The 25,265-nt window shown below is 69.7% G+C and carries 16 protein-coding genes; 4 read left to right on the top strand and 12 right to left on the bottom strand.

The window, feature by feature from the left end; translation table 11 throughout:
- Positions 1–7 precede the first annotated feature (7 nt).
- The 3 genes from WMF26_RS48210 to WMF26_RS48220 form a co-directional block, all read right to left on the bottom strand.
- Complete coding sequence (locus tag WMF26_RS48210) at positions 8–6,757, bottom strand: RHS repeat-associated core domain-containing protein (RefSeq protein WP_437998200.1); 6,750 nt, start codon at positions 6,755–6,757, stop codon at positions 8–10.
- Entirely contained in the window at positions 6,672–7,379 is a 708-nt protein-coding gene (locus tag WMF26_RS48215) for a hypothetical protein (protein WP_437998201.1), read from the bottom strand. The genes WMF26_RS48210 and WMF26_RS48215 overlap by 86 nt, the downstream gene beginning before the upstream one ends.
- 118 nt (positions 7,380–7,497) lie before the next feature.
- Complete coding sequence (locus WMF26_RS48220) at positions 7,498–8,364, bottom strand: hypothetical protein (protein WP_438002496.1); 867 nt, start codon at positions 8,362–8,364, stop codon at positions 7,498–7,500.
- A gap of 378 nt (positions 8,365–8,742) precedes the next feature.
- On the opposite strand from WMF26_RS48220, the gene WMF26_RS48225 reads away from it, so the two are divergent.
- Entirely contained in the window at positions 8,743–9,534 is a 792-nt protein-coding gene (locus WMF26_RS48225) for a hypothetical protein (protein WP_437998202.1), read from the top strand.
- Between the two features lie 69 nt (positions 9,535–9,603).
- On the opposite strand, the gene WMF26_RS48230 is transcribed toward WMF26_RS48225, so the two are convergent.
- Positions 9,604–9,969, bottom strand: coding sequence for a VOC family protein (locus WMF26_RS48230; RefSeq protein WP_437998203.1), 366 nt, complete (start codon positions 9,967–9,969; stop codon positions 9,604–9,606).
- A 205-nt stretch (positions 9,970–10,174) separates the two neighbouring features.
- On the opposite strand from WMF26_RS48230, the gene WMF26_RS48235 reads away from it, so the two are divergent.
- A complete protein-coding gene (locus WMF26_RS48235; RefSeq protein ID WP_437998204.1) occupies positions 10,175–10,468 on the top strand; it encodes a DUF6968 family protein in 294 nt (97 codons plus the stop codon).
- Between the two features lie 82 nt (positions 10,469–10,550).
- Here the strand turns inward: WMF26_RS48235 and WMF26_RS48240 are convergent, their stop codons facing one another.
- From WMF26_RS48240 to WMF26_RS48265, 6 genes are all read right to left on the bottom strand, one after another.
- The gene (locus WMF26_RS48240) at positions 10,551–12,239 is read right to left on the bottom strand and encodes a restriction endonuclease subunit S (RefSeq protein ID WP_437998205.1); all 1,689 of its coding nucleotides are present in this window, start codon (positions 12,237–12,239) and stop codon (positions 10,551–10,553) included.
- Positions 12,236–13,684, bottom strand: coding sequence for an N-6 DNA methylase (locus WMF26_RS48245; protein WP_437998206.1), 1,449 nt, complete (start codon positions 13,682–13,684; stop codon positions 12,236–12,238). Before WMF26_RS48245 ends, WMF26_RS48240 begins: the two co-directional genes overlap by 4 nt.
- A 177-nt stretch (positions 13,685–13,861) precedes the next feature.
- Positions 13,862–14,089: a type II toxin-antitoxin system MqsA family antitoxin gene (locus WMF26_RS48250; RefSeq protein ID WP_061624879.1), complete on the bottom strand. Its 228-nt coding sequence runs from the start codon at positions 14,087–14,089 to the stop codon at positions 13,862–13,864.
- Positions 14,086–14,373, bottom strand: coding sequence for a DUF4258 domain-containing protein (locus tag WMF26_RS48255; protein ID WP_061624880.1), 288 nt, complete (start codon positions 14,371–14,373; stop codon positions 14,086–14,088). The genes WMF26_RS48250 and WMF26_RS48255 overlap by 4 nt, the downstream gene beginning before the upstream one ends.
- Positions 14,370–17,798 carry a type I restriction-modification system endonuclease gene (gene hsdR / locus WMF26_RS48260; RefSeq protein WP_437998207.1) on the bottom strand — a complete coding sequence of 1,143 codons (3,429 nt, stop codon included), beginning with the start codon at positions 17,796–17,798 and terminating at the stop codon, positions 14,370–14,372. Before hsdR ends, WMF26_RS48255 begins: the two co-directional genes overlap by 4 nt.
- Before the next feature lie 221 nt (positions 17,799–18,019).
- Entirely contained in the window at positions 18,020–18,727 is a 708-nt protein-coding gene (locus WMF26_RS48265) for a hypothetical protein (protein ID WP_437998208.1), read from the bottom strand.
- Between the two features lie 197 nt (positions 18,728–18,924).
- On the opposite strand from WMF26_RS48265, the gene WMF26_RS48270 reads away from it, so the two are divergent.
- Positions 18,925–21,390 (top strand): acylase, encoded by a 2,466-nt coding sequence (locus WMF26_RS48270; RefSeq protein ID WP_437998209.1) that lies wholly within the window; start codon positions 18,925–18,927, stop codon positions 21,388–21,390.
- Between the two features lie 66 nt (positions 21,391–21,456).
- On the opposite strand, the gene WMF26_RS48275 is transcribed toward WMF26_RS48270, so the two are convergent.
- Together WMF26_RS48275 and WMF26_RS48280 are read right to left on the bottom strand one after the other, a co-directional pair.
- Positions 21,457–21,810 (bottom strand): response regulator, encoded by a 354-nt coding sequence (locus WMF26_RS48275; RefSeq protein WP_061629080.1) that lies wholly within the window; start codon positions 21,808–21,810, stop codon positions 21,457–21,459.
- The gene (locus WMF26_RS48280; RefSeq protein WP_437998210.1) at positions 21,782–23,101 is read right to left on the bottom strand and encodes a sensor histidine kinase; all 1,320 of its coding nucleotides are present in this window, start codon (positions 23,099–23,101) and stop codon (positions 21,782–21,784) included. Before WMF26_RS48280 ends, WMF26_RS48275 begins: the two co-directional genes overlap by 29 nt.
- Positions 23,102–23,307: 206 nt before the next feature.
- Here WMF26_RS48280 and WMF26_RS48285 point away from each other — a divergent pair, with 206 nt between their 5' ends.
- Positions 23,308–25,233, top strand: coding sequence for a fructose-1,6-bisphosphatase (locus WMF26_RS48285; protein ID WP_437998211.1), 1,926 nt, complete (start codon positions 23,308–23,310; stop codon positions 25,231–25,233).
- Positions 25,234–25,265 lie beyond the last annotated feature (32 nt).

Here is a 25,265-nt window from a genome sequence, read left to right on the forward strand (position 1 = left end):
GTCCTCCTCAGGGGTACGTCGGTGGGTCGGGCAGACCAACGAACGTATGGTTATAACCATCTGGCCCAATGACACGAAGCCGCGCTCCTTCGGGAAGCATGTGCGGCAGGTTGTTTGCGCAGCCCGGCCCGACTGCGCATGGCACCTTGTTGATGCGCAATATCGATTCCGCCAGATTTTCGACGCGCATGATCTGCGCCGCGTGCGCCTCCACGTGGAAGAAGTTCGTGCTGTTGCGACCAGGGAATGGGAGCGCTGCCGGGCCCCCTGCACTGCCACTTGCCAGCTCGATCTCCGCTCTTCCGGTATTCAGGATTCCGCGTGTCGGTGCGCCCTCCGTCCAGACGGGTAAGTGCCCTAGACCCCTTGCAGCCCCTAGCGCGGCCGCCGACTCCTCGGCAATGGCCCCCAGCCCTCTTCCCACCCCGAAGATGGTGGCGGCTGCAACGAGCACCGTCTTCGTCCCCGCCGCGCCGGCTTCCCGGTAGTCCCCTCCGTCGATCGCGAGCGCCGTGTCCGCTGCGCCCCGCCCGATGTGGTAGAGCGGGTTCACCGCGTTCAGCGCGCCGAGGAGCCCGCCCTCTTCGTACCCCGCCCACGCCGCGCTGCCGAGCTCGTATCCGCTGTGGATCCCGAGCGTCAGCGCGTTCAGCGCCAGCGACCGCGCGACCCCCGCCGCCAGCTCGACCGTCCCCTCCGCGGCGCCGAGCAAGCTCTGGCCAACGACGGCGCTGGCGCCCGTGTGCTCCGGCGCCGTGCTCACCGGCTGCGGCACGTACCCGGACGCGCTACCGGTCGTGCTGACGTCGATCGGCGGCATGGCGCCGCCCGTCTCGGCAGCCACGGTGTTGGCATCGGCCTCGGAGCGCGCCTCGTGCTCCGAAGACGTGGCGACGATCAGCTTGAGTCCGATCGGCGACAGGTCGAGCACTTCCCAACGGAACTCCGCGCCGGCCGGCAGCGATGCGCGAGCCCCGTCCTCCGGGAGCGCTTGCTGAAAGCCGCCCGGGTCGACGTAGGCGAGCGGGTTGTTCAGCACGTAGCTGTACGGATTCCAGCTCTGCCCGAAGGACGGGATCGAAACGATCGGGTCCGTGGTCAAGAACCGCCCGATCTTGGGATCGTACAGCCTGCCCTTCATGTTCACGAGCCCGAGCTCGTCGTCGCTCTCGTGCCCGGTGAACCCCTGCGTCGTCTCGCTCGGGAACGACGCCGGCGGGCGCTCTCCCCACACGGGGCTCCTGCGCTGCCCGAACGGGTCGTAGCTCCGCCGCTCGATCAGGCCGCCGTCCTCGTCGGTGAGCGCGTCGACCGAGCCGAGGTGGTCGACATGCACGTAACGGGTGCCGGCGTCCGAGCCGCCGCGGGTCACGATCGCCACGACGCGCTCCGGCGAGTGGACGTGGTACCGATGCTCCACGGTGCCCGACGCCCGATCGGTGACCCGCTCGTACAGATCGCCGAAGTAGAGCGTCTCCTGCTCCGGCGTGGTCTTGCGGATCCGCTGCTGGTCGCCGTCGTAGCCGAACGTGATGGTGCTCGCGCCCTGCGTGATGCGCTCCGGCAGGTCGAACGGCGTATAATGCACGGTCGTGCCGCCGGGCCGCGCGACCTGATTGCCGACGGCGTTATAGGCGAAGCTGTCAGCGCCGGCGCCGGTGACCGCGTGCGGGTGCAGCGGGTCATCGTACGAGAGCGTTCCGATGTCCGACTTGAAGGTGAGATTGCCGTTCGGGTGGTAGTCGTAGCGGAGCGCGCAGGACGCCGACGCGCTCTCGACGGCGCCGAAGTACGCGCAGGTCAGCCGCTGGAGCGGATCGAAGCGGAAGCGCTCCGTCGTGTTTTCGGGCTGGAGCGCATCGGTGCGGCGCGTGAGATTGAGGAGATCGTCGAACCCATAGTCCAGGTCCTGCACGTTGGCCGCGCCGCTCTGCGTCACCATGTGCCTCAGGCGCTGCTTGTCGGCGAAATAGCTCCGCTCCGTGACGACGCCGTTGCCGAACACCTCCTCCTGGAAGCGCCCCGCGTCGTCCACGTCCGTCAAGCGCCAGTAGGCGGAGCCCGTTGCGCGGTCGCGCATGGCGATCCCATGGCCATGCGCGTCGTGGTCGTGGTTCACGACGAACGGCGCCGCGCCGGCCGGCGACGGATAGGTGACCGCCTCGACGCGGCCGAGCTCGTCGTAGCCGAGCCTCGCCTCCAGGGGAGAGCGCTCGCCGTCGATGCGGAGCGAGAGCGTGTCGAGCTGGCCGCGGTCGGTGTACCCGTACGTCTTCTCCCCGTCGCGGCTCGCGAGCGCGTGGAGCTTGCCGATCCCGTGCGCCGCGGTGTCCCAGGTCCACGTGGTCGTCACGCGCTGGGCGCCGTCCCGGTCCACGCGCGAGCGCGGTCGGCCGAGCGCGTCGTACGCCCACGTGGTTTCTCGCCCGAGCGCATCGGTCGACGAAACCAGCTCACCGAAGCCGTCATGGATCGAGACCGTGGTGCCCCGATCGGGGTCGTCGAGCTGCCGGACGCGGCCGAACGCGTCGCGCGTCGTGCCCGTCACCGCCCCGCCTGGATCCGTGACCGTGTGCAGCATGCCGAACGGGCCGTAACTGTAGCGGGTGATCCCGCCGGCTGCGTCGGTGATGGACTCGGTTCGTCCCAGCGGATCCTGCTCGGTCACAGTCAGATGATCGAGCGGGTCGGCGACACGCTCGCGCAGGCCATCGTACTCGGTCGTCGTGACCGCGTTCCACGGCGTCGTATGCCGCACCTCGCGGCTTACCGCGTCGTATTCATAGCGATCGTACAGCCTCTCGCGCTCAGGGATATCTTCGCGGACCGGCACCGACCGCCGCGCGACGTGCTCTCCCAGCGCGTCGTAGACGATCTCTTGCAGGATGCGCTTCGCATCGCCCGCCCCCTGCGCCGGCTCCGGCTCGGGCCCGTACCACCACCACCGGATCGGGCGGCCGAGGCCATCGAACTCGACCGTGTCGTCGGCCCCGCCCGTCGTCGTGTGCCGCTGCCTCACCCGCCAGGCGTCCTGCTCTGGGCCGCCGCCCTTGGTGCGGGAGAGCGCGACCGTCGTCGTCGTGCCATCCGGGCGCCTCTCGACGCCAAGGCGCCCGAAGCCGTCGTACGCCCACGTCGTCACGAGCTGATTCGGATCGACCTGCTTGAGGAGCACGCCGAGCGCGTCGTCGAACTCCACGAGCGTGGTGTGCCCGGCCGCGTTCACGTACTTCTCGGGGAACATGCCCTCGTCGTCGAGCTCCGCGCTCGATGTCCGATGGTGCCCGAAGGCGTCCTCCGCCGTGACGCCGGTGATGTTCCCGAAGTCGTCGCGCGCATAGGCGATCGTCAGCTTCGTGTCCGGCAGGCCGTCGTCGCTCTCGGTGGACTCGGTCTCCACCTCGCCGTAGATCGTGGTCGTTCGCGTGAGGGTCCGGCACTGCGACATTCCCGCCGCCGCGCTGCACTCCTTCTGCGTCTGGAGCTGGCCGAGGACCCAGCGCTCGGTGTCGTTCTTGAACGTCCGCGTGATCTTGAACGTGAGGTCGACGCCGCTCGTCGCGACCTCCTCGGCGCGTACATTGCCGAACGGGTCGAAGTCCGTCACCGTCGACACCGAGTCGCGCAGCAGCGTCGCGCCGTCGCCGCCGCGCTCGATCTCCCGCACGTACGCCTCGATGGCTGTCGTCGCGCCGTTTGGGGGCCGATAGGCCCCTTGGGCTCGCCTCACCCGGCGCTCGGTGGGCAGCGTGAAGTACGTCGCGCCGTCGTTCGTCGGTACGAGCGTCCGCGTCACGTCGACAAACGAGAGCTCGATCTGCTCCGGCCTGGGCTGGCTCGGCAGCCCAGGAGCCCAGCGCCAACTCCGCTGGACGCTCCCCGCGAAGGGAAAGACCTGGAGCTCGTCGTCAAAGGTGACGTGATCGTACGCGTCGAGCGTCGCGGCGCCCGTATCCAGGTCGGTGACGATCCGCTCCCCGAACCCGAGAAATCCGCGGCCCAGCCGGTGATAGCGCCCGTCGCGGTAGCTGACCTCGAAGCGCCGCGGTCGGTCCGCCCCGTTGTTGACGGCGTACGCGCTGACCACCCGCCGCGGCCCGACCACACAGCGCCGCGGGTAGCCGCAGTCGTCCGCAGCGCCGGAACGCGCGAGGTATAGCGGGCCCTCCCGCGCCGGATCCCCCGCTCCGTCGCCCGTCGCTTCCGACGCGTCGGTCAGATGCCCGTACGAGATGCTCACGTTGGGCACGAAGCCCGGCTCGGTCGGGTCGTGCGCGTTCATCCCGTCGGAGACCGCGACCAGGAGATCTTGATCGGCGGAGAGGTTCCGGAAGACGTTGAACACGCCGCCGAGCGACAGGATCACGTCCTGCGCGCCGTCGCCGTCGACGTCGCCGGTGCGCGGCCCGCGCGGATCGGCCAGGGTGACCGCGTCGCCGAGGCTGGCCTCGAACGGCAACCCCGGGTCGACCAGCCTGAAGGGCGGCCCAGCGCGGTCGCCCGTCGCGAGCAGGACGGCCCAGGACGGGAGCGCGTCGGAGCCGCCCAGCAGCATGCCTGGTGGAACCGGCATGAGGAGATCCTGCCGCCCGTCGCCGTTGACGTCGAGCGGCACGGCGAACCGGAAGAACGCGTCCTGATCGGGAAGACCGAACAGATCGCCGAAGCTGAACGCGTCCACGGTCCGGAACGGCGAGGCCACGAAGGTCGGCCCCGTGTTGAAGTAGGTAGTGAGCTGGTGATCACCCGGGCCGGATTCGACGGCATCGGGCAGCCCATCGCCGTTCACGTCGAGAAAGACGACGCGGCCCCCGGGCCACACGACGGGCAGCTCGGTGTCGATCACCTCCCAGCGCCCCTCGCCCCGGCGCATGATCGCGTCGTAGCTCGATCCGAGGAGGACCGTCCCGTCACCGAACCGCCGCAGGGACGGCACGATGAGATCGATCTTGCCGTCGGCGTCGACATCGAGCGTGTGGAGCTCCGTATCGCAGGGATAGCCGGTGAGCAGCTCGATCGTTTCGCCCGCGGGGTCGAAGCCCGCGGGCGCCCTGCCGCGCGCAGGTCGCCAGGGGTGGACCGCCCACACGGCAGCGAGCGGGAGCGGCGCCTGTCCCAGGCGGTCGTGGTCCTCGCACTGGATCAGATCCGGCACGCCATCGCCGTCCAGATCGGCGAGGTGCATCGACGCGCCGGGGCTGCTCAAGCTGGGCGGCGCGGGCGTGACCCCGAGCGGGAAGGGCCTGCGGATGCCCGTGTCATGGAGCGCGAAGGTCCAGTCCGGCCGGGACAGGAGCACATGCCATGTGCTCTTGGCATCGTAAACGTCATGGAGCAGCACGTCCGCCCGCCCATCGTCGTCATAATCCAGGATCGTCCCGAGCTCGGGCTGAAGAAGGGCGGGATCGGAGGGTCCCACCGGATCGGCGACCGTAGGCCACTCTTCGAGGAAGGCGAGCTCCGCCGGGGCGAGAAAGGACGGAGAGGCGCGCGTCCCGACGTTTCGCGCCACCCGCCACGCGGTGATCGGATTCCTCGGCGTGCTGAGCCCCGCGACCATGTCCGGGATCGCGAGGTCGTCGCGCCCGTCGGCGTCGATGTCGAACACCATCGGGCTCGCCCTCTCGGAGACCGGCTTGTCGATCTCCGTCGTCACCCGCTCGAATCCGGGCTTCGCGTGGCTGTACTGAAAGCGCGTGGGAGGCTTGCAGACCCGGTCGCTCGCGCACTCCTCGACCTGGGTCAGGAGCGTGCGGCTCGTCGTCGGGCTGAGCTCATAGCGGAATCCGTAGCTCCGGACCAGCGCGTCGCCCGGACCGAGCATCTGGATCTCTTCGAGGCGAAGCGAGCGCTGGAGCGCCATGCCGCCCGAGTAGCCGGTGCGAATGGCGGCCGGATCCTTCGTCGCGTACACGAAGCGCACCGCACGCGAAGGCTCGAGCGACGGCATTCCCTCGAATGCCGTGTAGCGGATCTCGTCGACCGCGTACTCGGCGGCATGGCCGTCCTCCGCCTCGGCGAGGCAGTACGCGTACGTCATGGCGTTGCCGCGGCCGTCGCGGGCCTTGTTCGCGAGCCAGGCGCGCGGGACGCCGCCCCGCGCGAGCGGCTTGCTGCCCTCGGTGCGCCCGTACTCGACGACGCGGCCGGTGGGTAGATGGGCCTCGAAGAAGAGCGCCTCGGCCGGCGCACCGCCTTCCGGAGGGTAGTGCCCGACCACCTTGACGAAGGTATCCGGGAACGTCCGGTACTCGATGGTTCCAGGCCCCTCTCCCACGGGGACGAGGCGCTGGCCGTCGAGGCAGAGCGCGTCGTCGCCGTCGTACCGCACGCCGCGGATCTCCCCGTCTTGCGCGAGGCTCTTGGGACATCGCGTGATCGCGGACAGCCCGGCGATGGCGAAGCCGGCGCCGAGCACGCCGTCGCCGCCGTCGCTGCGATAGACGAGCTCGATTCGAGGCCCCATGCCCGCGCGCGGCGGAGGGGAGGCCAGCTCCATGGTGTACACGGCTTCCCCGGTGCTCGTGATGGAGAACGCCCCCGGGGTGGTGCCGGCGGCGACGGTCTCGAGTTCCGGAGCGGGACGGGAGGTGGCAGGGCTGTGTGCGCTCTGGGTCCGGCAGGCGACGACGCCCTGACGCGGATCCAGGGGCGGGTCGCCGGAGATGCACTCACACCCCCCCTGCGCGAGCACGCAAGCCAGGAACATCAACAGCGGGATGAGCGCCCGGGGCACACATCGCGGAACGAGCGGCATTGCAGCCTCCCTCGCACCGAGGAGGCCACGGTGCGGCGGCCCGAGTCAAGCGTTGTTCTGGAGTCGATACCCTTCCCGATGCTGAGCTCAAGGCATTCATCAGGGTGTCTGTGCCCGGATGGCGTCCATGCAGCAACAGGGATGGCGCTGTGTCGAAAACGCCTTCGGCCGTCCGCGCCGGAGGCGCAGCAATCCGAGCTCGATCGGACGGTGCGTCGGGCGCGCTCGGCGCAAGGTGCGAGCGCATGGCGACGCTCAGCGTGAGGGTGACGTCGTCGACGAGCGCGCGGCAGTCGGAGGCCGAGCGCTCTTGCTCACCGCGCAGCTGACCGCCGCCGTCGTACAGCGCGATCGCCGCCTCGAACGCGTGCGCTCGGCGCGCGAGGGCCACCTCCACCCGCCACGCGCCGTCCGGCGAGAACGGGTCGACGCCGCCGAGCCGCGTGGCCAGGGCGTCGCGGAAGCCCTCCTCGTCGGGGCACGCCGCGGCGGCGGGATCGCGCGCGTACGACAGCCGCGCCCCGCCCGGCAGCACCTCGCCGGCGGCCGACGGCGCCGCGAGGAGCGAGAGCCCGGCGGCGATGGCCCCGGCGATGACGTGGCTGGGCCGCAGCGTCCGCAAGCGGGGTCTATTTACGGGAGACGCTCTCGATGTGGAACCCCCGGCGGCGATCGGGGGCGGCGGGCTCGTGCAAGCGCGGAGCGCGGCCCGTGAGGGGCGGCAGGGGGCGTTCTTGACGTCAGGACCCGGTGGAATCGAAGAGCGCTTTCGCGTCGGTGATGAGAACGGCGCGGCGGAGCCAGCGATCGAGCTCGGTCATGTCGGTGCTCGCGAGGACGCGCTCGCGGACCTCCGGGGGGATGTCCAGGCCGCGCGCTTCGAGCACCGTCAGCACGGCGTTCGCGGCCTCTTCCCGCTGCCCCTCCAACCGCCCTTTGGCCACGTAGCTGCGCGCAAAGTCGCTCTGGAACTCGTAACCACTCTTCATTTTCGCCTCCAGGCTTCGCCTCGCTGCTTCGTTCAGAGAGGATAGCACCACATCGAGGTAGAGGGCCTGCTGCTCCTGATCCAGCCCGGCGGCGGCCGCCAGGGCAGCCATCGCGATCGCCAGGCCGGCCGCGCTCTGCCCGTGCGCCATGACCGACAGCACCGCGACCTCGGGCCTCGCTCGGGCGTCGGCCGGCTCGGTCACGACCGGGACGGCGCTGGGGCCGAGCACGTAAGGCCTGAGCACCCAGTCGGGCGGGCCGAGGTCGATCGGCTGGGCGCTCCAGGCCGCGATCGCCTCATCGGTGGTCGCGACGAGCAAGCAGGCCCGGCACCGGTAGCGCGCACGCACGGCCACGAGATAGGAGGGCCAGGCGTATTCCTTGTCAGGATCCCGACCGAGCTGCGCTTCGACGACGATCGCGAGCACGGGGCGGCGGTCGAGCAGGAGCACGACGAGATCGGCGCGGTGCTCCACAGGGACGATCTCGGTCAGGTCGGCCGGCTCGATGCGCACCTCGGTGAACCGCGGCACCGGCGCGCCCAGGGTGTCGCGCAGCACCTCGGCCGCCAGCGTCGGCCGGTTGCGGAAGAGGTGCAGCAGCGCCTCATGGATCATCGATGGCATGACGGGGTCCTCTCGGCCGGGCCAGCAGAGAGAGCGCTTCACGAGCGCGTGCCGCCCCGCGGGGGCGGCGCCGGGGAGAAGCAGCTGGCTCCTATGTGATTTTTACGGGCACGAGGAGCGACCGATTTGCCTTTGTGCGCTGCCCGCCGCGCTCCGGCGTGGCTCGCGGGGCATCCTCGGCTCGGCCAAGGCAAGCCATGCCGTCGTCCGCCCGCCAGGAAAATGGCACATTCCGTCTCACCCCATCACAGCTTGGGCCATTCCGCGGGGGTGAGCGGCGCCAGAGGCCGTGATCTTGTCGTGTCCGCACTGGCACACGGGTTGCGAGCATGCCGCCGCATGAGGCGCACCTCTTCTGCTCTCGCATTCATGTCGCTCGTCCCCGTCTGCATGGCGATCGCGTGTGGTCCCGTCGAGACGTCGCAACCCGTCATCCCGGACGACGGCGACGACCCGACGAACCCGGAGCCGACGTCCGCGTGCGAGCCCCGGCAGGCCGGGATCTCGGCGGATTTCGAGCTCACGATCGAGGGCTGGCCGGGCGACACGAACGGCTACTTTCTGTACAACGTCGCCGCGCCCTGCCAGGTGGAGGCGGCCACCCCGACGTCGCGCGACCTTCTCTGCACGGACGGAGACGGCGAGCACAGCGTGACGCTCACCATCGCCGACTCTCGCATTGCCGATGCCATTCCCGCGAGCGGTCCCGTGTTCCTGCGGGCGGCGCGGACCGACCCGGAGTTCGGCGAGAATCAATGGTTCGCGGTGCGCGCCGGCTCCGAGGTCACGGGCGCGCTGCTCGCGGGGGGCATCCGAGCTGGGCACGATACGCCAGAGCCCGGCGACGGCTATTTCTTGCCGATCTGGATGGTGCTCGGCCCGGAGGAAGGATGCCCCGTGGAGGTCGAGGGCCAATGCTTGAACCGCCGCAGAGGGCGGATGGGCTTCTGGGTCGACGACGTCCAGGGCGCGTCGATCCTCGACGGTCACGAGGGGGACATCGACGCGAGCGGGACGTATCTTGCGGTCGTGGGGGCAAGCGTGGAGCACAAGCGGGGAGTCATGCTCTCCTGCGCGGGCGACGATCCGCGCTATGCGGATGATCTGCGCGTCTTGATCGGAGCAAAAGCGCAGGGGGGAGCTCCGGGGACCGCTCGATGAGCGCTGCGACCGGGGCGCGGCGGCTGCGCCGCGCGAGAAGCTTGTACGCCGATGGTTGAGCCAGATCGACTACGGCTTCAGGCAAACCGCTTCCAGGTTGTTGCCGTCGGGGTCGTGCAGGAAAGCGGCGTAGTAGGTCGGGGCGTAATCCGCGCGCATGCCGGGCTTGCCGTTGTCGCGGCCGCCGGCAGAGAGGCCCTCTCGGTAGAACCGATCGACCGCGGAACGATCCGCGGCGCGCAGGGCGATGTGCGCGCCGGGGCCCCGGGGGCCGTCGTCCGCTTGCAGATAGAGGGCCGGCGCGCCCTCGGGGCCGAAGCTCGCGGAAGCTTCGTCGCGGGAGCAGAGCACGTGGCCGAGCGGCGCGAGCGCGGCGGTGTAGAAGCGCACGCTCGCGTCGATGTCCTTCACCTTCACGCCGATGTGATCGTACATGGTACCTCCGGTGGAGCAGGGCCCAGGATGGGGCGCCTCCACCTGGGGGACCCTAACGACGAAGCACGGGGCGTTCTTGGAGAATGTTGCGGTCCATGCGCGCGGCGACGTTTCTCGGCCACCCCACCCGCCACCGTGGCCCAGGCTGATGGTTTGGCTCGCTCGGCGCGCTTGACACCATGCCGAACAAATTCAACATGCCGCCATGGAGAACATCTGGGCAGAACGAAAGCTGCTCTTTACGCCGCACGGATCGGATGAGCGTTTCGTCCTGTTCGTCTGGCTCGGCCGCCCCTATACAGAGCCCGGGAGGGCCTGGCGGGTGGACGTGGAGATACAGCAGGGGACGGAGGAGCCACTGCGAACGCACGCCAGCGGCGACGACTCGATGCAGGCGCTCCAGACGGCGTTGGCTGCGATTCCAGATCTGCTCAATAAGTGGCGGGATCGAGGGAGACTGATATGGGAGGGGGCTGACGGGACGGGGTTCGGAGACTAGCGATCAAGCTGCGACGTGTGGCCGGCCCGCTCGCATCCGCCAGGAAGCGGGGATTAGCCGCGGTCGTGATATCGTCCCGTTGTTATCTCCGAGCAGATCTCGGAGCCCGGTTCCGTGGGCTTGGGGCAAGCTTTGTCGCTTGGGTAACGGGCTCCCTGAGCTCTGGCGTTGCAGCCTTACGGCGTCGGTTGGCGCCGTTGGACGTCGTCCCGTTCTCCGCGCTCTCTACGCGCAAACGTTCCAGTAGGACGGAGGCAGGCTCGTCGCTCGGGTCCTGGGGGACGAGCTCGCCGCGAAAGGCTTTGGCGAGGATAGCTCGGTCCAATGTGCGCTTCTGCTCCTGGGCGTCAGCCAGAAGCGCTTCCAGGCGCTCCACGAACGCGAGTGTGCTCATGATTTTATGAGTAATCTCGATCTGCTCGGATGCGGGAGGTATTGGTATCGGGAGGCCGTTTAAATTGCCGAGGCTAATGTTGTATTGCCCTGCTGACGTTGCGGCCATCCGCTCGATGGCTAGTCGGATTTGTGGGGCGCTCCAGACTGCTTCTATCCATCTCGGTAGCTGCTCGATTCTCGGCAATCGAAAGCGAATGAGGTATGACGCAAAGTAATGCGGCTCTGAGAAGTGGTCGTGAGCGAGCGCGGCTCGGCCGATCAAATCCTTGCTCCCGTTGGTTCTCACGACCAAGAAATCTCCTGGCTGTAACGCCTCGCCAGGATCGAGGTGTGCCCGCTGAACCGTGCGCTTCAAGTCGAGGAGATCCAGTCTGCCTCTTGCGACATTGGGAATGCGAAGAACCGGCGCACCTGCGCCACCGTAGTCGCATTTTTCTGAGGTTCCATACCCAGCATCCCATGCCAGCTCGCCGAGTGCCCCCCACGCCCAGCCCTCTGGCAGCTCCGGCAATTCGCTCGCATCTACCGGCTCCGGCTCCTCGTAGCGCGCCTTCCACCGGTCGTCCCCCGGCACCTTCCCCTTCGCCCGCATCTTGGCGAGCTCCGCCTCCTCCCAGCGCCGCCGCCGCTCGGCGCGGATGCGCTTCAGCAGCTCCTCGGCCGGCTCCACGTCGGGGTTCTTCTCCCGCCAATCGGCGGTGAGGTCGCCGCGGAAGGCGGCCGCGAGCACGGCCTTTCGGAAGCGATCGAGGAGCGGGGGGACGGCGTCGAGCGCCTCCTTGGCGCAGCGACTCTTAGCGGTGAGTGCTTCCACCTTAGCGAGCATTCGCCGCTGCTCGGCCAGCGGTGGAACTGGGACCGGTAAGGCGCTGAGCTTTGTTAAGTTGATGGAGGCTAGATTGGTCGTCTGCTTCCCCTCCTGAAGGAAGTAACGCTGTCCGAATGTGTTGCCATACAGTGATAGGAGCTTGGGAAGGATAATGCCGTTTCGAATGCGCGCGCGAAATACGTGGTTCTGATGGATGCACAAGGGAAGCTGACCTTCCCAAACCCAGCCGCGGCCCAGCTTGTCGCGATCTCCGCCTTCGTTGAACAAGACATCGCCTGTGCGGAGCTGCAGTTCCGCAATGTCTCGATCTGTCGCCTCGATCTCGCTCACGTCGGATAGATCGATGTGTCCTCGTTGTACATTGGCAACACGAAGATACGGAACGGTACGAACGGGTTCATCCCATCTTCGTTTTTGCCCTTTCGTGATGCCACCCTTCAGCTCGGCAACCGTTCCGAGAGATGTGTACGCCCAACCGGCCGGAATGTTGGCAGCTTCAGCAGCGGCGTCGGAGGCTTGCTCTTCATGCGTCGACGTAGAGGTCATGCTTGCACTCCACGGTAATTGCCGTCTGTGTCGTGAAGCATTGCCGCTTGTAGTTGCTCGATCTCGGCCATGGCTACCCGCAGCTTCTCCATAATCTCCGCGGCGATCTCTTCCGGCTCCGGCAGATCATCGTCTCCGTGCACGCTCTCGTCCCTCAGCCACGCGATATCAAGGTTATCCCCTCTCCCCTTGATCTCCTCCCGCGTGAACCTCCGGAACCGCCCCTCTTCCCCCTGATCCTTCCGCTTGCTCTTCCCGTACGGATCGCTCCCGTACGCCTTCTCGAACTCCGCGAAGTGCTCGCGCGTCAGCGGCGTGCGCTTCCCGAACGACGGCATGTTCGCCCGCATGTCGTACACCCATACCGCCCGGGTGTTCCCGGTGTCCGTCTGCCCGCGCGTGAAGAACAGCACGTTCGTCTTCACCCCCTGCGCGTAGAAGATCCCGGTCGGCAGCCGCAGGATCGTGTGCAGATCGCACTTGTTCATCAGGTCGCGCCGCACCTCCGTCCCCACGTTCTCCTCGAAGAGCACGTTGTCCGGCAGCACCACCGCCGCCCTCCCGCCCGGCTTCAGCCCGCGATAGACATGCTGCAAGAACGCGATCTGCTTGTTCGACGTCGGATACGTGAAGTCGTCCCGCGTCGGCAGCCCGCCGCCCTTCTTGGTCCCGAACGGCGGGTTCGTGAGGATCACGTCCGCTTTGTCGAGCCCCGCCCCCAGGTTGGAGAGCGAGTCTCCGAGCTCCAGCGCGGCCTCGATGTCGTGCAGCATCAGGTTCATCAGCGCGAGCCGGTGCGCGTCCTGCACCAGCTCGACCCCGTAGAACGCCTGCTTCTTCTGGAAGCGCTGCTCGGCCTCGGTCAGCTGGAACAGCCCGTCCGTCTGCTCCTTGATGTACCGGTCCGCCGCGATCAGAAACCCCGCCGTCCCCGCGGCCGGATCCTGCACAAGCTCGCCGGCCGCCGGCTTCACCACGTGCACCATCGCGTCGATGAGCGGCCGCGGCGTGAAGTACTGCCCGGCGCCCGACTTCTTCTCGGCCGCGTTCTTCTCGAGCAGCCCCTCGTACAGGTCGCCGAGCCCCTCGGTCTTCGCCGAGTACCAGTCCAGCTCGTCGATCGCGTCGACGAGCTTCTTCAGGTTCCGCGGCTGCGTGAGCATCGTCTGCGCGTTCGCGAAGATCGCCTGCACCCGGCCAGAGCCCCGCGTGCCGAGGTGAAGCAGGAGCTCCCGGTAGAACGTGAGCTGCTCGACGCCGTCCCTGGCCTCGAGGTCGCCCCAGCGGTACCCCTTGGGCAAGAGCTTCTCCTGCTCGGTCTCCTTCATCATCTTGAGAAAGAGCAGGTAAGTCAGCTCGGTGACGTACTGGTGGTAGGTGATGCCGTCGTCGCGGAGGACGTGGCAGAGGTTCCAGAGCTTCTGGACGATATCCTGGGTGGTCATGGCGCGGGCGCTCGGAAGCGATTGGTACGCCGAGCCGGCGAAGAGATCCACGGGGTCGTGCGGTCGGGACGAGATGAGGGCGCAGGCGCCGCCTGTGCTTCCGCTCGCTGCGTGCGCACGGCACGCGGCAGCACCGGCAGCTGCGCCGACAGCGGGGGCGTGCGGGAGGAGGGCGCGCTACGCCGCCTGGTAGTGCAGCACGGCGACCTCGGCGCCCGATCGGGATGCCTGCTCGACCTGCTCCAGGATCTGCTTCGTGACCTCGGCCTCGAAGTAGGCCTCGCCGCACTGGGTGCACACGCGGGCCGGAACCTGGCGCAGGACGTACGTGCGGCCGTCGCGCTCCACCGTGAACGTGGTCGTGCCGGCCTGGACATCGCCGCTCTTGCAGATGACGCACTTCATGAGCCGATCCTCTTCCGGAAGGTAGCATCCCACAAGCCCCGGTCGGGCTCGTAGACGGTGATCACGATGGTCTCCGCCGCATCCGGGCGGTCGGCGGCGACCACGTGCACGGCACGCCCTGCGACGAAGCCCAGCAAAAGAAAGCTCGGGTAGGGCGTGTCGTCAGGGTAGCTCTCGAGCACCTCCCCGCCGGCGAGGACGCTTGCGACGTCGGCCTCCGAGAACCCTCGCTGGAGCATGCGCTTGATCGCATGCGCGGAGAAGACGAGCTTGCGCGACGTCACCCCGCGCTCCTCCAGATCTCCTCCCGCAGATCCCCCAGCACCTCCTCGATCTTCCCCTCGAACACCTTGTCGAGGTGCTTGGACCCGCCGTGCGACCGGAACGCCTCGCCCTCGTCGAGCACCTTCCGGTCGACGACCTTCTCCTTCTTGAGCTGCCCCCCGATGCGCCGCAGCCAGTCGCGCTGCGGCGTCGTCCAGCTCCGGCTCGCCAGGATCCGCTGCAAGGCGCGGTCGACCCGCTCGTCGTACGCCACGAGCGCGTCCCCGAGCGCCGCCTGCCGGATGTAGCCGACGATCGACGCGGCGATGTCGGCGTTCGTCTTCTGCCGCCACGCCTGCTGCAGCGCCGCCTCGGTGTAGCCCTTCGCGTCGAGCGCTAGCTGCAGCTCCCGGAGCTGCGCCCGCGTCAGCTCCCGCGGCCGCTGCGTCACCACCATGAGCGCCGGGATCTTGTTCATGTTCTCGCGCAGGAAGGCGGTGAACCCGTCGAGGTAATCCTCGGGCCGCTCGCCCTTGCCGTAGCCGATCTCCGTGCGGACCAGCCGATCCGTGCCCTCGTGCACGTAGAGCGGCCGCCCATCGCCGGAGGGGCCGTCGAGCACCGACACGACGTACTCATGCTCCTGGAACCACCGCGCGGCCTGCTCCACCGTCTGCCGCTTGAGCAGGCCGCACAGCTCCTTCGGCGGCATCCCGGCGATGCCCTCGAACCGGCCGAGCGCCTCGCCCTTCAGCGTGTGGCGCCGCCGCTGGAGCTTGCCGATGAGCTGATCGAGCACCACCTGCCGCGCCTCGGCGTCGGCCAGCGTCGTGAGCTCCCGGACGAGCTGATGAAACGAGATGTTCGGCGCCGGGACGACCGGCTTCATCTCGGTGTACCGCTCCAGCGCGGCGTACAGGTCCACGGCGTCGAAGATGCGAAAGACCGCCTTGTCGATGTCCGGGCAGAGGCGCGTCGCCCGGCCGAGCATCTGCTCGTAGAGGATGCGGCTCTTCACCCGCCGCAGAAACACGAGGTTCGCGATCCTCGGCACGTCGATGCCCGTCGTGAGCAGGTCGACGGTGACGGCGACGTTGGGCAAGCGCTCGTTCTTGAAGCGGCGGATGAGCTGCAGCGGCTGGTCGGCCGCGCCCGTGATCTTGAGCACCGCGTCGTCGTCGATGCCGCCGTACCTCGCCGCGAACGCCTCCTTCAGCAAACGCACGACCATGTCGGCGTGCGAGTCGGTGGCGGCGAAGATCAGCGTCTTGCCGTCGCCCCTCGGATCGAGGTGCTGCGCGAGCGCGTCGCACACCACGCGGTTGAACGCTTCGGTGATCACCCGCTTGTTGAACCCCTCGATGTCGATCTTCACCTCGTCCTCGAGGTGGATCAGGTCGAGCTGCTGCGTGGCCGGGTCGAAGACGCTCACCTGCTCGCCCTTCGCCCAGCGGATCCCGTTCTCGGCGAGCTCGGTGACGAGGCGGACCGGCAGCTCGTGGTCGACGAGGCAGCCATCGATCACCGCCTCGCGGTACGAGTAGCGGAACGTCGGCTCGCCGAAGATCTCCGTCGTGTGCAGGGCCGGTGTCGCGGTGAGCCCGATCTTCACCGCGTCGAAGTGGTCGAGGATGCGCCGGTACTTCGAGATGTAGTCGTCGAGATCGCGGAAGCCGAGCTCCGCGTCGCTCATCTCCCGGTCGAGCCCGTAGCCGCGGTGGCACTCGTCGACCACGAGGCAGTCGTACTGATCGACCGGCGGCGTCTCGCCGGCCTCCGACGGGTAGAGGATGCGCTTGACCATGCCCTGCACGGTCGCGATGTGGAGCTTCGTGTCGGGATCGGGCTTCTGATCCTTGAGCTCCTTGAGATCGAAGATCTGCGCGAACGTCTGGAGGTTCTCGAGCTTCGTGTCCTTGAAGGCGTTCGCGGTCTGCTCGCCGAGGGCGCTCCGGTCGACGAGGAACAGCACGCGCCGGAACCGCCGGGTCTTGAGCAGCCGGTAGACGAGCCCGATCGCCGTCCTCGTCTTGCCCGTGCCCGTCGCCATCGCGACGAGGCAGGTGGTCTGTCCGGCCTCGATCGCGCGCTCGACCGACTGGATGGCGCGGATCTGGTAATCGCGCAGCCCGAGGTACTCCGTGGGCTCGCTCCGGAGCCTGTCGTGCGCGGTCTCGACGTCCTGCTTCAGCAGCGCGGCGAGGCCCTCGGGCGAATACCAGCCCGGCAGGGCGCGCGCGTGGTTCTCGTCGCGGCGCGCGTCGCGGAACCAGATGCCGCTCTTCTCGGCGATCTGCTTGAGGTAAGGGCGGCCGTTCGTGGCGAAGAGGAACGGGACCTTGTACCGGTCCTTGCCCCAGGGGCCGCCGGGCGGCGCCGCGCCGTCCGCCGCGCCGAAGCCGCGGCTGTAGCGCTTGGCCTGCTCGATGGCGCCGGCCACGTCCTTGCGCTTGCGCTTCGCCTCGACCACGGCCGCCGCCTCGAGCCCGAGGAAGAGCACGTAGTCCGCCGGGCCGTTCGCGGTCGGCCACTCGGCGATCGCCAGGTTCTTCCCCTTCTGCGGCCTGGCCCCGCGCTCGTGGCTGAGCCGCTCCGAGTCGACCTCCCACCCCGCGTCCCGGAGCTGCGCGTCGATGAGCCGCCGCGTGGCGGCCTCGTCGAGGTGAACCGCCTGCGCCGCCTCCGCGGCGCGGTCGACCGTCGCCTGGAGGACCTCGGGCGGCGCGGCCGCGGCCTGGGCCTGCAGGGCGGCGAGCTCGGCCGCGAGCTGCGCCTTCTGGCGCTCGAACGCCGCGACGTCCTTCGCCCGCTTCTGCTCGACCTCCGTGGCGAGCGCCTCCCAGAGCGCCCGGTCCTCGGCCTCTTTCCGGGCGCGCTGCTCCGCCGTGAGCCGCTTCCTGGCCTCCTCCTCGGCCGCGGCGCGCACGGCCTCGATGTCGACCTTGCTCTTGGCCAGCTCGTCCCGCAGCCGCGTGAGCTCCGCGGCGAGCGCGGCGTCGTCCTTCGTCGCCGGGCCGGGAGGCGGCACGAACGGGCCCGGGTCGAACTTCCGGTTGTTCCCGAACGAGCGCTGGAACCAGACGGCGAGCTCGCGCGCCATCCTGAGCTGGTGCAGCGCCTCGCGGTGATCGCCCTGGAGCTCGTGGGCCGCCCTGTTGCCGGCCATGCGGAGATCGTGAAAGAGCTGCCGCGCGGTGGCGTCGAGCGCGCCTCGGTCGCGGAGCCGGTTGAGCAACGAAGCCTGGCTCTCCTCGGGCGAGATGTAGAGCCCGAGCCGCGCGGCGGCGCGCTGGGCGAGGAGCTCGCCGAACTGCCGCAGCTTCACCAGGCAGGTGTTCGGATCCTCGGCGAAGTAACGCTCCGCCTGCGTGCCCACCACGACGAGGCGCGGGTCGTGGTGGCCGAGAAAGGCGAAGTTCGGCGAGGGAGTGAGCGGTGCGGTCATCGGCTTACGCGTCGCGGGTTGATCCGTTCATGGAACACCAGCCGACAGCTCGATGGGAAGCGCAACAGGCGGGGTGAGGCGCCGCCGCGGTAGACTGACACTGACTCCGTGGAGCTACATCAGCGCCGCAGGCGGGCGAACGTGCGCATCGTCCAGCTGCACGAGGACGCAGGCATCGATGAGCAGGAGCACCTACCCTGGTCTCCTCGCGTCGCCACGAATCAGGGCGCGGCGGCGCGCTCGTGCCGCCGCGTGACGGCCGCGACGGCGACGGCGATCAGCGCGGCGAGCAGGAAGCCCCCGCCGAAGGCGAGCACGATGATCCAGGGCTGCATCGCCCTCCCCAGGCCGTCCGCGAAGCCCGCGGCGGCGGCGCGGCTCGCACGCTCGATCGCGGCGCTCGAGCAGCCCGGATCGCCGGCGGGGCAGCCGGCGAGCTGCTCCACGAGCTCCGCCGTCCCCTCGCGCGCCACCGCCCTCGCCGCCGCGCCCGAGCCCTGCTCGACGAGGGTGACGAGCGCCCGATCGTGCTGGAGGGCGCCCTGGACCACGGCGCTGCTCACCGCCTCGCTGGTCTGCGCGATGACCGGCGACAGGCGCTCCGCCTGCCGCCCCATCTCCGCCGCGCCGGCCCGGACCGCGTCGTGGACGAGCTCCCCCACGAGCGGCCGCTCGCGCGCGCCCTCGGCCGGCGTCCCCTCGGCCGATCCGCCGGCGGGCGCGGACCGGCCCTCCGCGCCGCGATCGAGCGCCTCGAGCGTGCCGCGGGTCGCTTGCTTCGCCGCCTCGCGGACGCACCCCGGCGCGAGCGCGAGCAGGAGCGCCGCGGCGACGGCTCGACCGGAGCGCGCCGGCTCGCCCGCGCGAGGCGCCGCGGGCGCGTCCGGTCCACTGGAGAGCGAGCCTTGCACAGCCGCGATGGCCTTCATCAACCGTGCCCGCCGCGCCCTGCGCAACGCGCGTCGCCCCGGCCCCTCGCTCCCTGCCCTCGCCTGCGCCTGCGCCTGACCGAGCGCGCGGCGCCGAACAGGAGGCCGAAAGGAAGGGACAGGAGAAATTCTTCACATCGCCCCGCCTGCCCGTGGGCTATCTCTCCCGGCGCAGATCGCGAAACTAGGGAGAATCCATGTACCAAAGAATCATCGCTGGGGTCAGCTGCCTCGGTCTCCTGGCCGCGTGCGGCGACGATCCCGACGTGGGGCCGGGGCCGGTCGGCCAGGGCGACTATCAGGCCACCATCCGCTGGACGAGCCACGGCGTGCCGCACATCCTCGCCGAGGACATCGGCAGCGTCGGATTCGGTCTCGCCTACGCCGGGGCGCGCGACTTCGTCTGTACGCTCGCCGATCAGGTCGTGAAGGTGCGGAGCGAGCGCGCGAAGACGTTCGGCCCCGGCGAGGACGACGCGAACGTCGACAGCGATTTCACCTACCTCGCGCTCGGCGTCGTCGATCGCGCCGAGGCCATGCTCGGGCAGCTGTCCCCCGACGCCAGGGCGCTGCTCGACGGGTATGTCGCGGGCTACAACAAGTACCTCGCCGACACCGGCGCTCAGGGCCTGCCCGAGCCCTGCGCCGGCGCGGGGTGGGTCAAGCCGGTCAGCGCCGTCGATCTCGCCGCCTATTACCTCCACATCAACATGTTCTCCGGGAGCCTGCAGCTGCTCGATTACCTCAGCCGCGCCGCGCCGCCGGAGGCCTCCGGCGAGGACGCGGGGTCGTCCGGCGAGGGCGCGAAGGCCCCCGGCGACCGGGCCCGCTCGCGCGATCTCGAGCTCCCCGACTTCACCCGGCTCCACCTCGGCAGCAACGCCTGGGCGATCGGCCGCGATCGCGCCGAGGGCGGCCGGGGAATGCTCGTCGCCAACCCGCACTTCCCCTGGGAGGGAGAGCTCCGGTTCCACGAGGCCCACCTCACCATCCCCGGGCAGCTCGACGTCTACGGAGCTGCCTTGACCGGAATGCCGATCATCAACATCGGATTCAACGAGCATATCGCGTGGACGCACACGGTCTCTCCGGCCAACCACTTCACGGTCTACCGGCTCTCCCTCGATCCGGACGACCCGACCGCCTACGTCTACGAGGGCGAGAGCCGGGCGATGGAGCGCCGCGAGCACACCATCGATGTCCTCGGGGACGACGGCTCGATCGCGCAGGTGTCGCGGGTGATGTACCGGAGCCACCACGGCCCGATGCTCGGGGCGTCGGTCCTCGGCTGGTCCACGAAGCAGGCGTTCGCCCTGCGCGACGCCAACGAGGACAACGCGCTCGCCCTCGACCAGTGGCTCGCGATGGACCGCGCGAGGAGCCTCGACGAGCTCCGGCGGGCGCACGAGGAGCTGCGCGGGATCCCGTTCGTGTTCACGACCGCCGTGGACGCGGAGGGGCAGGCCCTGATCATGGACGGCTCGCGCGTGCCCCACCTGAGCGCCGAGGCGGTGAGCGCCTACGAGAGGGCGCTCGGGCGGGACGGGCTGACCGGCGTGCTCGCGAGCTCCGGCATCGTGCTGCTCGACGGGAGCGAGGGGCGCGACGAGTGGGTGGAGACGCAGGGCGCCGGCGCGCTCGTGCCGTGGGGCGACATCCCCTCTCTCTCTCGGACCGACTTCGTCATGAACGCCAACGACACGGCGTGGCTCGCGAACCCCGCCGCGCCGATCACCGGGTATCCGAGGCTGTTTGGCGCGCCGGGCACCCCGATCTCGGCGCGCACGCGCATGAACCTCGTCCTGCTCACCCAGCAGGGCGAGGACGGCGCCTCGGGCGAGGACGGCCTCTTCTCGCGCGACGAGCTCAAGGACGCCATCCTCAGCAACCGCGGGATGACGGCCGAGCGCCTCCGCGCCCAGGTGGTCGAGCGCTGCGACGGCGCGGCGCCGGTCGACGTCGAGGGCGAGCCGGTCGACATCGAGGGCGCGTGCGCCGCGCTCGCGGCGTGGGACGGCCGGGTGGACCTCGAGAGCGTGGGCGCCGTCGTCTGGCGCGAGCTGCTCGGGCGGTTCTCGGCCCCGGACATGACGGACGCGGGCAAGCTCTACGCTCAGCCGTTCGACCCCGAGGATCCGCTCGAGACCCCGCGCGATCTCGTCGAGCCCCCGGCCGAGGGCGCGGATCCGATCCTCGTCGCGCTGGCCGAGGCCACGCTCGCGCTCGCGCAGGCGGGGCTCGACCCGACGACGCCGCTCGGCGAGGCCCAGTTCACCATGAAGGACGGCGCCATCCCCATCCACGGCGGCATCAACCGGGAAGGGGTGGCCAACGTCGTGCTCTTCTCCACGGCGAGCCTCAACAGCACCCGCCTGCCCAGGCTCAACACGGGCGAGATCGTCTCCGCGACGACCGGCCTCACCACCTCGGGCTATCCGATCAACTTCGGCACGAGCTTCGTCATGGCCGTCGAGCACACGAGCGGCGGCCCCCGCGCCGAGGCGCTGCTCAGCTACTCGCAGTCGACCGACCCCGCGTCGCCCCATTTCGCGGATCAGACCGAGCTGTTCTCGCGCAAGGAGTGGCGGCCCGCGCTGTTCGCAGAGGAGGAGATCGCCGCCGATCCGGAGCTCGCCGTGAAGGAGGTCTCCGGGCGGCGCTGACCCGCGGCGCCGCTCGCGCGGGCCGCTCCGCTCGCGCGGGCGGCGCCGAGGCGCGGCGCGCCGGCCTCACGCGGCGTCGATCGTCCGGAGCAGCGCGTCGAGCTCGAACGGCTTGCTGATCACCTCGCGCGCGTGCGGCGGCATCGGCTGCTTGATGTTCGACGCCGCGGTCATGATGACGACGGGGATGTCCTCCAGCCCGGGGACGGCGCAGAGCTCGTCGCACACCCTCCATCCGTTCATCTTCGGCATCATCAGATCGAGCAGGATCACCCCCGGCCGCGCGCCGTCGTGGAGGCGCTCGAGCGCCTCCCGCCCGCTGAAGAAGGGCGTGGCCTCGTACCCGAGGTCGCAGAGCGCCTCGGCCAGGGTGGTCGCCAGATCCACGTCGTCATCGATGATCAGGACTGACTTGCTCATGGGGGAGGGGGAGTTCGACGGTGAAGGTGGAGCCGGCGTCGAGCTCGCTCTGCACGGAGATGCGGCCCTGCATCCTCTCCACGAGCTGGCGTGTCACCCACAGGCCGAGCCCGAGGCCGCCGTAGTTGCGCACCGAGACGGCGCGCTCGAATTGCTGGAAGATGCGCGCGTGGTCCGCCGGGGCGATGCCGATGCCGTGGTCCCGGACGACCAGCCGAGCGGCGCTGTCGCTCCGCTCGACGGAGATCTCGACGGGCGCCCCGCGGCCGAACTTCCACGCGTTCGACAGGAGGTTCACGATCACCTGCTCGATCCGGAAGCCGTCCCCCTCGCAGACGACCGGGCCTTCCGCGTGGATCTCGACCTCCGGCGCGACCTCCGCGACCCCCTCCAGGAGCCGGCCAACGACGTCGCGCACGGTCTGGGTGAGGTCGACCGGCGCGCGCTCGACCTCGAGCCGGCCGGACAGGAGCTGCGTGGCGTCGAGCAGCTGCTCGACAAGCTTGAGGAGCTTCTTCCCTTGCCGCTCCAGGTTGCCCAGCTTGGGCGCGATCTCCCGGAGGGGCATCGACCCCGCCGCCCGCTGGAGCCGCTCCAGCGAGGTGATCTGCAGGAGGAGGGTGGCGATGGGCGTCTTCAGCTCGTGCGAGGCCACGGTGAGAAAGTTGTCCCGAGCGCGGAGCACCTCCTCGATGCGCGCGGTGCTCTGGCTGCGCTCGATCGCGATGCCCGCCAGATCGCAGGAGATCTCGAGCAGGGCGAGATCGCGTGAGCTCGGCGCGCGCGGCTCGCGGTAATAGAAGGCGAACGTGCCGAGCGGCTCGCCCTGGCCGTCGAGGATGGGCGCGGAGGTGCATGCCCTGAGGTCGTGGGAGAGCGCGAGCTCGCGCGCCCGCGCCCAGAGCGGATCGTGCTCGATGTCCGACACGATCACGGGCTGCTTGCGGTGGACGGCGGTGCCGCACGAGCCGCTGACGGCGCCGATGCGCAAGCCGTCCACGTCCTGGTTGTATGCCTCAGGCAGGCTGGGCGCCGACGCCCAGCGGAGGTGCGTCTTCGACGCGTCGACGAGGAGGACCGAGCAGAGCGCTTTGCCCGACTGGGCTTCCATGAACCGGATCAGCGCGTCGAGCACCAGGGAGAGCGGCTCTCCGGCCGCGACCATCCGGAGAATCCGGTTCTGCCCGCGAAGCAGGGGCCCGGCGCCCCGCGCCGGACCGTCGGCCCGGGCAGGATCGCCCTCGTCGAGCCCCACCGCCAGGCAGGGATCCATGGGTCTCAACGCTTGCATGCGCCCCGGTTCCATTGCGTAGTCGGGCGTCGCGCTGTCGCAAGGGGAAACGCCGCTGCGCAGGCGCCGATTTTGCCTTACGACGGACGACGGCGAGCGCGCGGCCCGCTCCCGCGCGTCGGCCCGCCCCGCGCGGCGCGCCGACGCCGCAATCGACGCGCTCGTCTGGTGTGGCGGCCGGCGCCTTTGCTTTATGCTGCGGCGCCATGCTCGACACGCGGGAGCTGCCCCTCCTCCGCGCCCTCGCGGGCCGGTATCCGACGACCGAGGCCGCGCTCTCCGAGATCGGCCACCTGCGGGCGATCCTGTCGCTCCCGAAGGGGACGGTGCACGTAATCAGCGACGTCCACGGCGAGCACAGGAAGCTGAAGCACATCATCAACAACGCCTCGGGGAGCCTGCGGCCGCTGGTCGAGCGGGTCTTCGGCGACCGGCTCACGGCGGACGAGGAGCGCGCGCTGCTCTCGATCATCTACTATCCTCGCGAGAGCTACGCGAAGGTCGCCGCCCGCGGCGAGGCGGAGCGGCGGGCCTTCTTGCTCTGGACGCTCGCGCGCGAGGTCGAGATCATCCGCGAGCTGTCGCTGCGCTACACGCTGCGCCAGGTCGAGCAGGCGTTCCCGGACGACATGCGCGGCCTGCTCCGCGAGCTCGTCTCGGCGCGCGCCGCCCTCGGCGAGGGCTCCTACCTCGACGCGCTCATCGACCCGTTCGTGCAGCATTGCCGCGAGATCGAGATCCTGCGCGCCACCGCGCGCGTCATCCGGAACCTGACCGTCTTCGAGCTCGTGGTCGCGGGCGATCTGGGCGATCGCGGCCCCCGGCTGGACAAGGTGATCGAGTACCTGATGCGCCAGCCGCGGGCGCGCGTGGTGTGGGGCAACCACGACGTGAGCTGGATGGGCGCCAGCCTCGGCCAGGAGGCGCTCATCGCCACCGTGGTGCGCCTCTCGCTCCGGTACGGGCGCCTCTCGCAGCTCGAGGAGGGCTTCGGCATCCCGGTCGCGCCGGTCGATCGCCTCGCGCGCACCGCCTACGCGGACGACCCGGCGGAGCGCTTCGCGGTGCGGGGCGAGGGGCTGCGCGACGCGCTGCTCATGGCGCGGATGCAGAAGGCGATGGCGGTGCTGCAGTTCAAGCTGGAGGGGCAGCTCTGCCGGCGGCGCCCGGAATACGCCCTCGAGCACCGGTGCTTGCTCCACCGCGTCGACCCGCGCGCGGGCACGGTGGCGATCGACGGCGAGGTGTACCCGCTGCTCGACGCGCGCTTCCCGACGGTCGATTTCGGCGATCCGTACGCGCTCACGCCGGAGGAGGCGGCGTGCGTCGCGCTGCTCAAGGAGTCGTTCTCGAAGAGCCCTGCGCTGTCGCGCCAGATGCGCTGGATGGTGCAGCAAGGGACGACGTGGCTGCGGCGCGATCGGGCGCTCATCTTCCACGGCTGCGTCCCGGTGGACGGCGAGGGCGCGTTCTTGCCGTTCGAGGTCGACGGCGAGCCTCGCCGCGGCAGGGCGCTGTTCGACGCGCTCGAGCGCGTGGTGCGCCGGGCCTTCCGGACGGGCGCGCCGGAGGACCTCGACATGCTCTGGTACCTCTGGACCGGCCCGCTCTCGCCCATGTTCGGCAAGGACCGGATGACGACGTTCGAGTCCTATTTCGTCGCCGACGCGAGGACGCACAAGGAGACGAAGAACCCGTATTTCCACCTGATCCACGACGCCGGCTTCTGCGGCCGGGTGTGCCGCGAGTTCGGGCTGGACGAGGAGCGCGGGCTCATCGTGAACGGGCACGTGCCGGTGCGGGTCGAGCAGGGGGAGTCGCCGATCAAGGCGTCGCACCGCGCGGTGACGATCGACGGAGCGTTCTCGGAGGCCTACGGCGACAAGGGGTATACGCTCGTGCTCGAGGCGAGCGGGGCGCGGCTCGCGCAGCACCACCATTTCACGTCGGTCGAGCAGGCGGTCGAGGCGGGGGAGGACATCATCCCCGTGGTCTCGGACGTGGAGGTCTACGAGGCCGAGCGCCGGGTGGGCGACACCGAGAAGGGGGAGGAGCTGGTGCGGGAGATCGAGATCCTGGAGCGGCTCATCGACGCCTATCGAGACGGAGCGCTCCCGGAGCAGCCGAGGTGAGGTGAGGCGCGGCGGTGATCGCCGCGCCTCAT

It is taken from the genome of Sorangium sp. So ce185, from assembly GCF_051526825.1.
GTDB classification, from domain to species: domain Bacteria; phylum Myxococcota_A; class Polyangia; order Polyangiales; family Polyangiaceae; genus Sorangium; species Sorangium cellulosum_D.

Excerpts from the sequence above, each read along its gene's own strand:
- WMF26_RS48210 (WP_437998200.1), bottom strand. The coding sequence starts at position 6,757 with ATGCCGCTCGTTCCGCGATGTGTGCCCCGGGCGCTCATCCCGCTGTTG.
- WMF26_RS48220 (WP_438002496.1), bottom strand. The coding sequence starts at position 8,364 with ATGATCCATGAGGCGCTGCTGCACCTCTTCCGCAACCGGCCGACGCTG.
- WMF26_RS48225 (WP_437998202.1), top strand. The coding sequence starts at position 8,743 with ATGTCGCTCGTCCCCGTCTGCATGGCGATCGCGTGTGGTCCCGTCGAG.
- WMF26_RS48230 (WP_437998203.1), bottom strand. The coding sequence starts at position 9,969 with ATGTACGATCACATCGGCGTGAAGGTGAAGGACATCGACGCGAGCGTG.
- WMF26_RS48235 (WP_437998204.1), top strand. The coding sequence starts at position 10,175 with ATGGAGAACATCTGGGCAGAACGAAAGCTGCTCTTTACGCCGCACGGA.
- WMF26_RS48240 (WP_437998205.1), bottom strand. The coding sequence starts at position 12,239 with ATGACCTCTACGTCGACGCATGAAGAGCAAGCCTCCGACGCCGCTGCT.
- WMF26_RS48245 (WP_437998206.1), bottom strand. The coding sequence starts at position 13,684 with ATGACCACCCAGGATATCGTCCAGAAGCTCTGGAACCTCTGCCACGTC.
- WMF26_RS48250 (WP_061624879.1), bottom strand. The coding sequence starts at position 14,089 with ATGAAGTGCGTCATCTGCAAGAGCGGCGATGTCCAGGCCGGCACGACC.
- hsdR (WP_437998207.1), bottom strand. The coding sequence starts at position 17,798 with ATGACCGCACCGCTCACTCCCTCGCCGAACTTCGCCTTTCTCGGCCAC.
- WMF26_RS48265 (WP_437998208.1), bottom strand. The coding sequence starts at position 18,727 with ATGAAGGCCATCGCGGCTGTGCAAGGCTCGCTCTCCAGTGGACCGGAC.
- WMF26_RS48270 (WP_437998209.1), top strand. The coding sequence starts at position 18,925 with ATGTACCAAAGAATCATCGCTGGGGTCAGCTGCCTCGGTCTCCTGGCC.
- WMF26_RS48275 (WP_061629080.1), bottom strand. The coding sequence starts at position 21,810 with ATGAGCAAGTCAGTCCTGATCATCGATGACGACGTGGATCTGGCGACC.
- WMF26_RS48280 (WP_437998210.1), bottom strand. The coding sequence starts at position 23,101 with ATGCAAGCGTTGAGACCCATGGATCCCTGCCTGGCGGTGGGGCTCGAC.
- WMF26_RS48285 (WP_437998211.1), top strand. The coding sequence starts at position 23,308 with ATGCTCGACACGCGGGAGCTGCCCCTCCTCCGCGCCCTCGCGGGCCGG.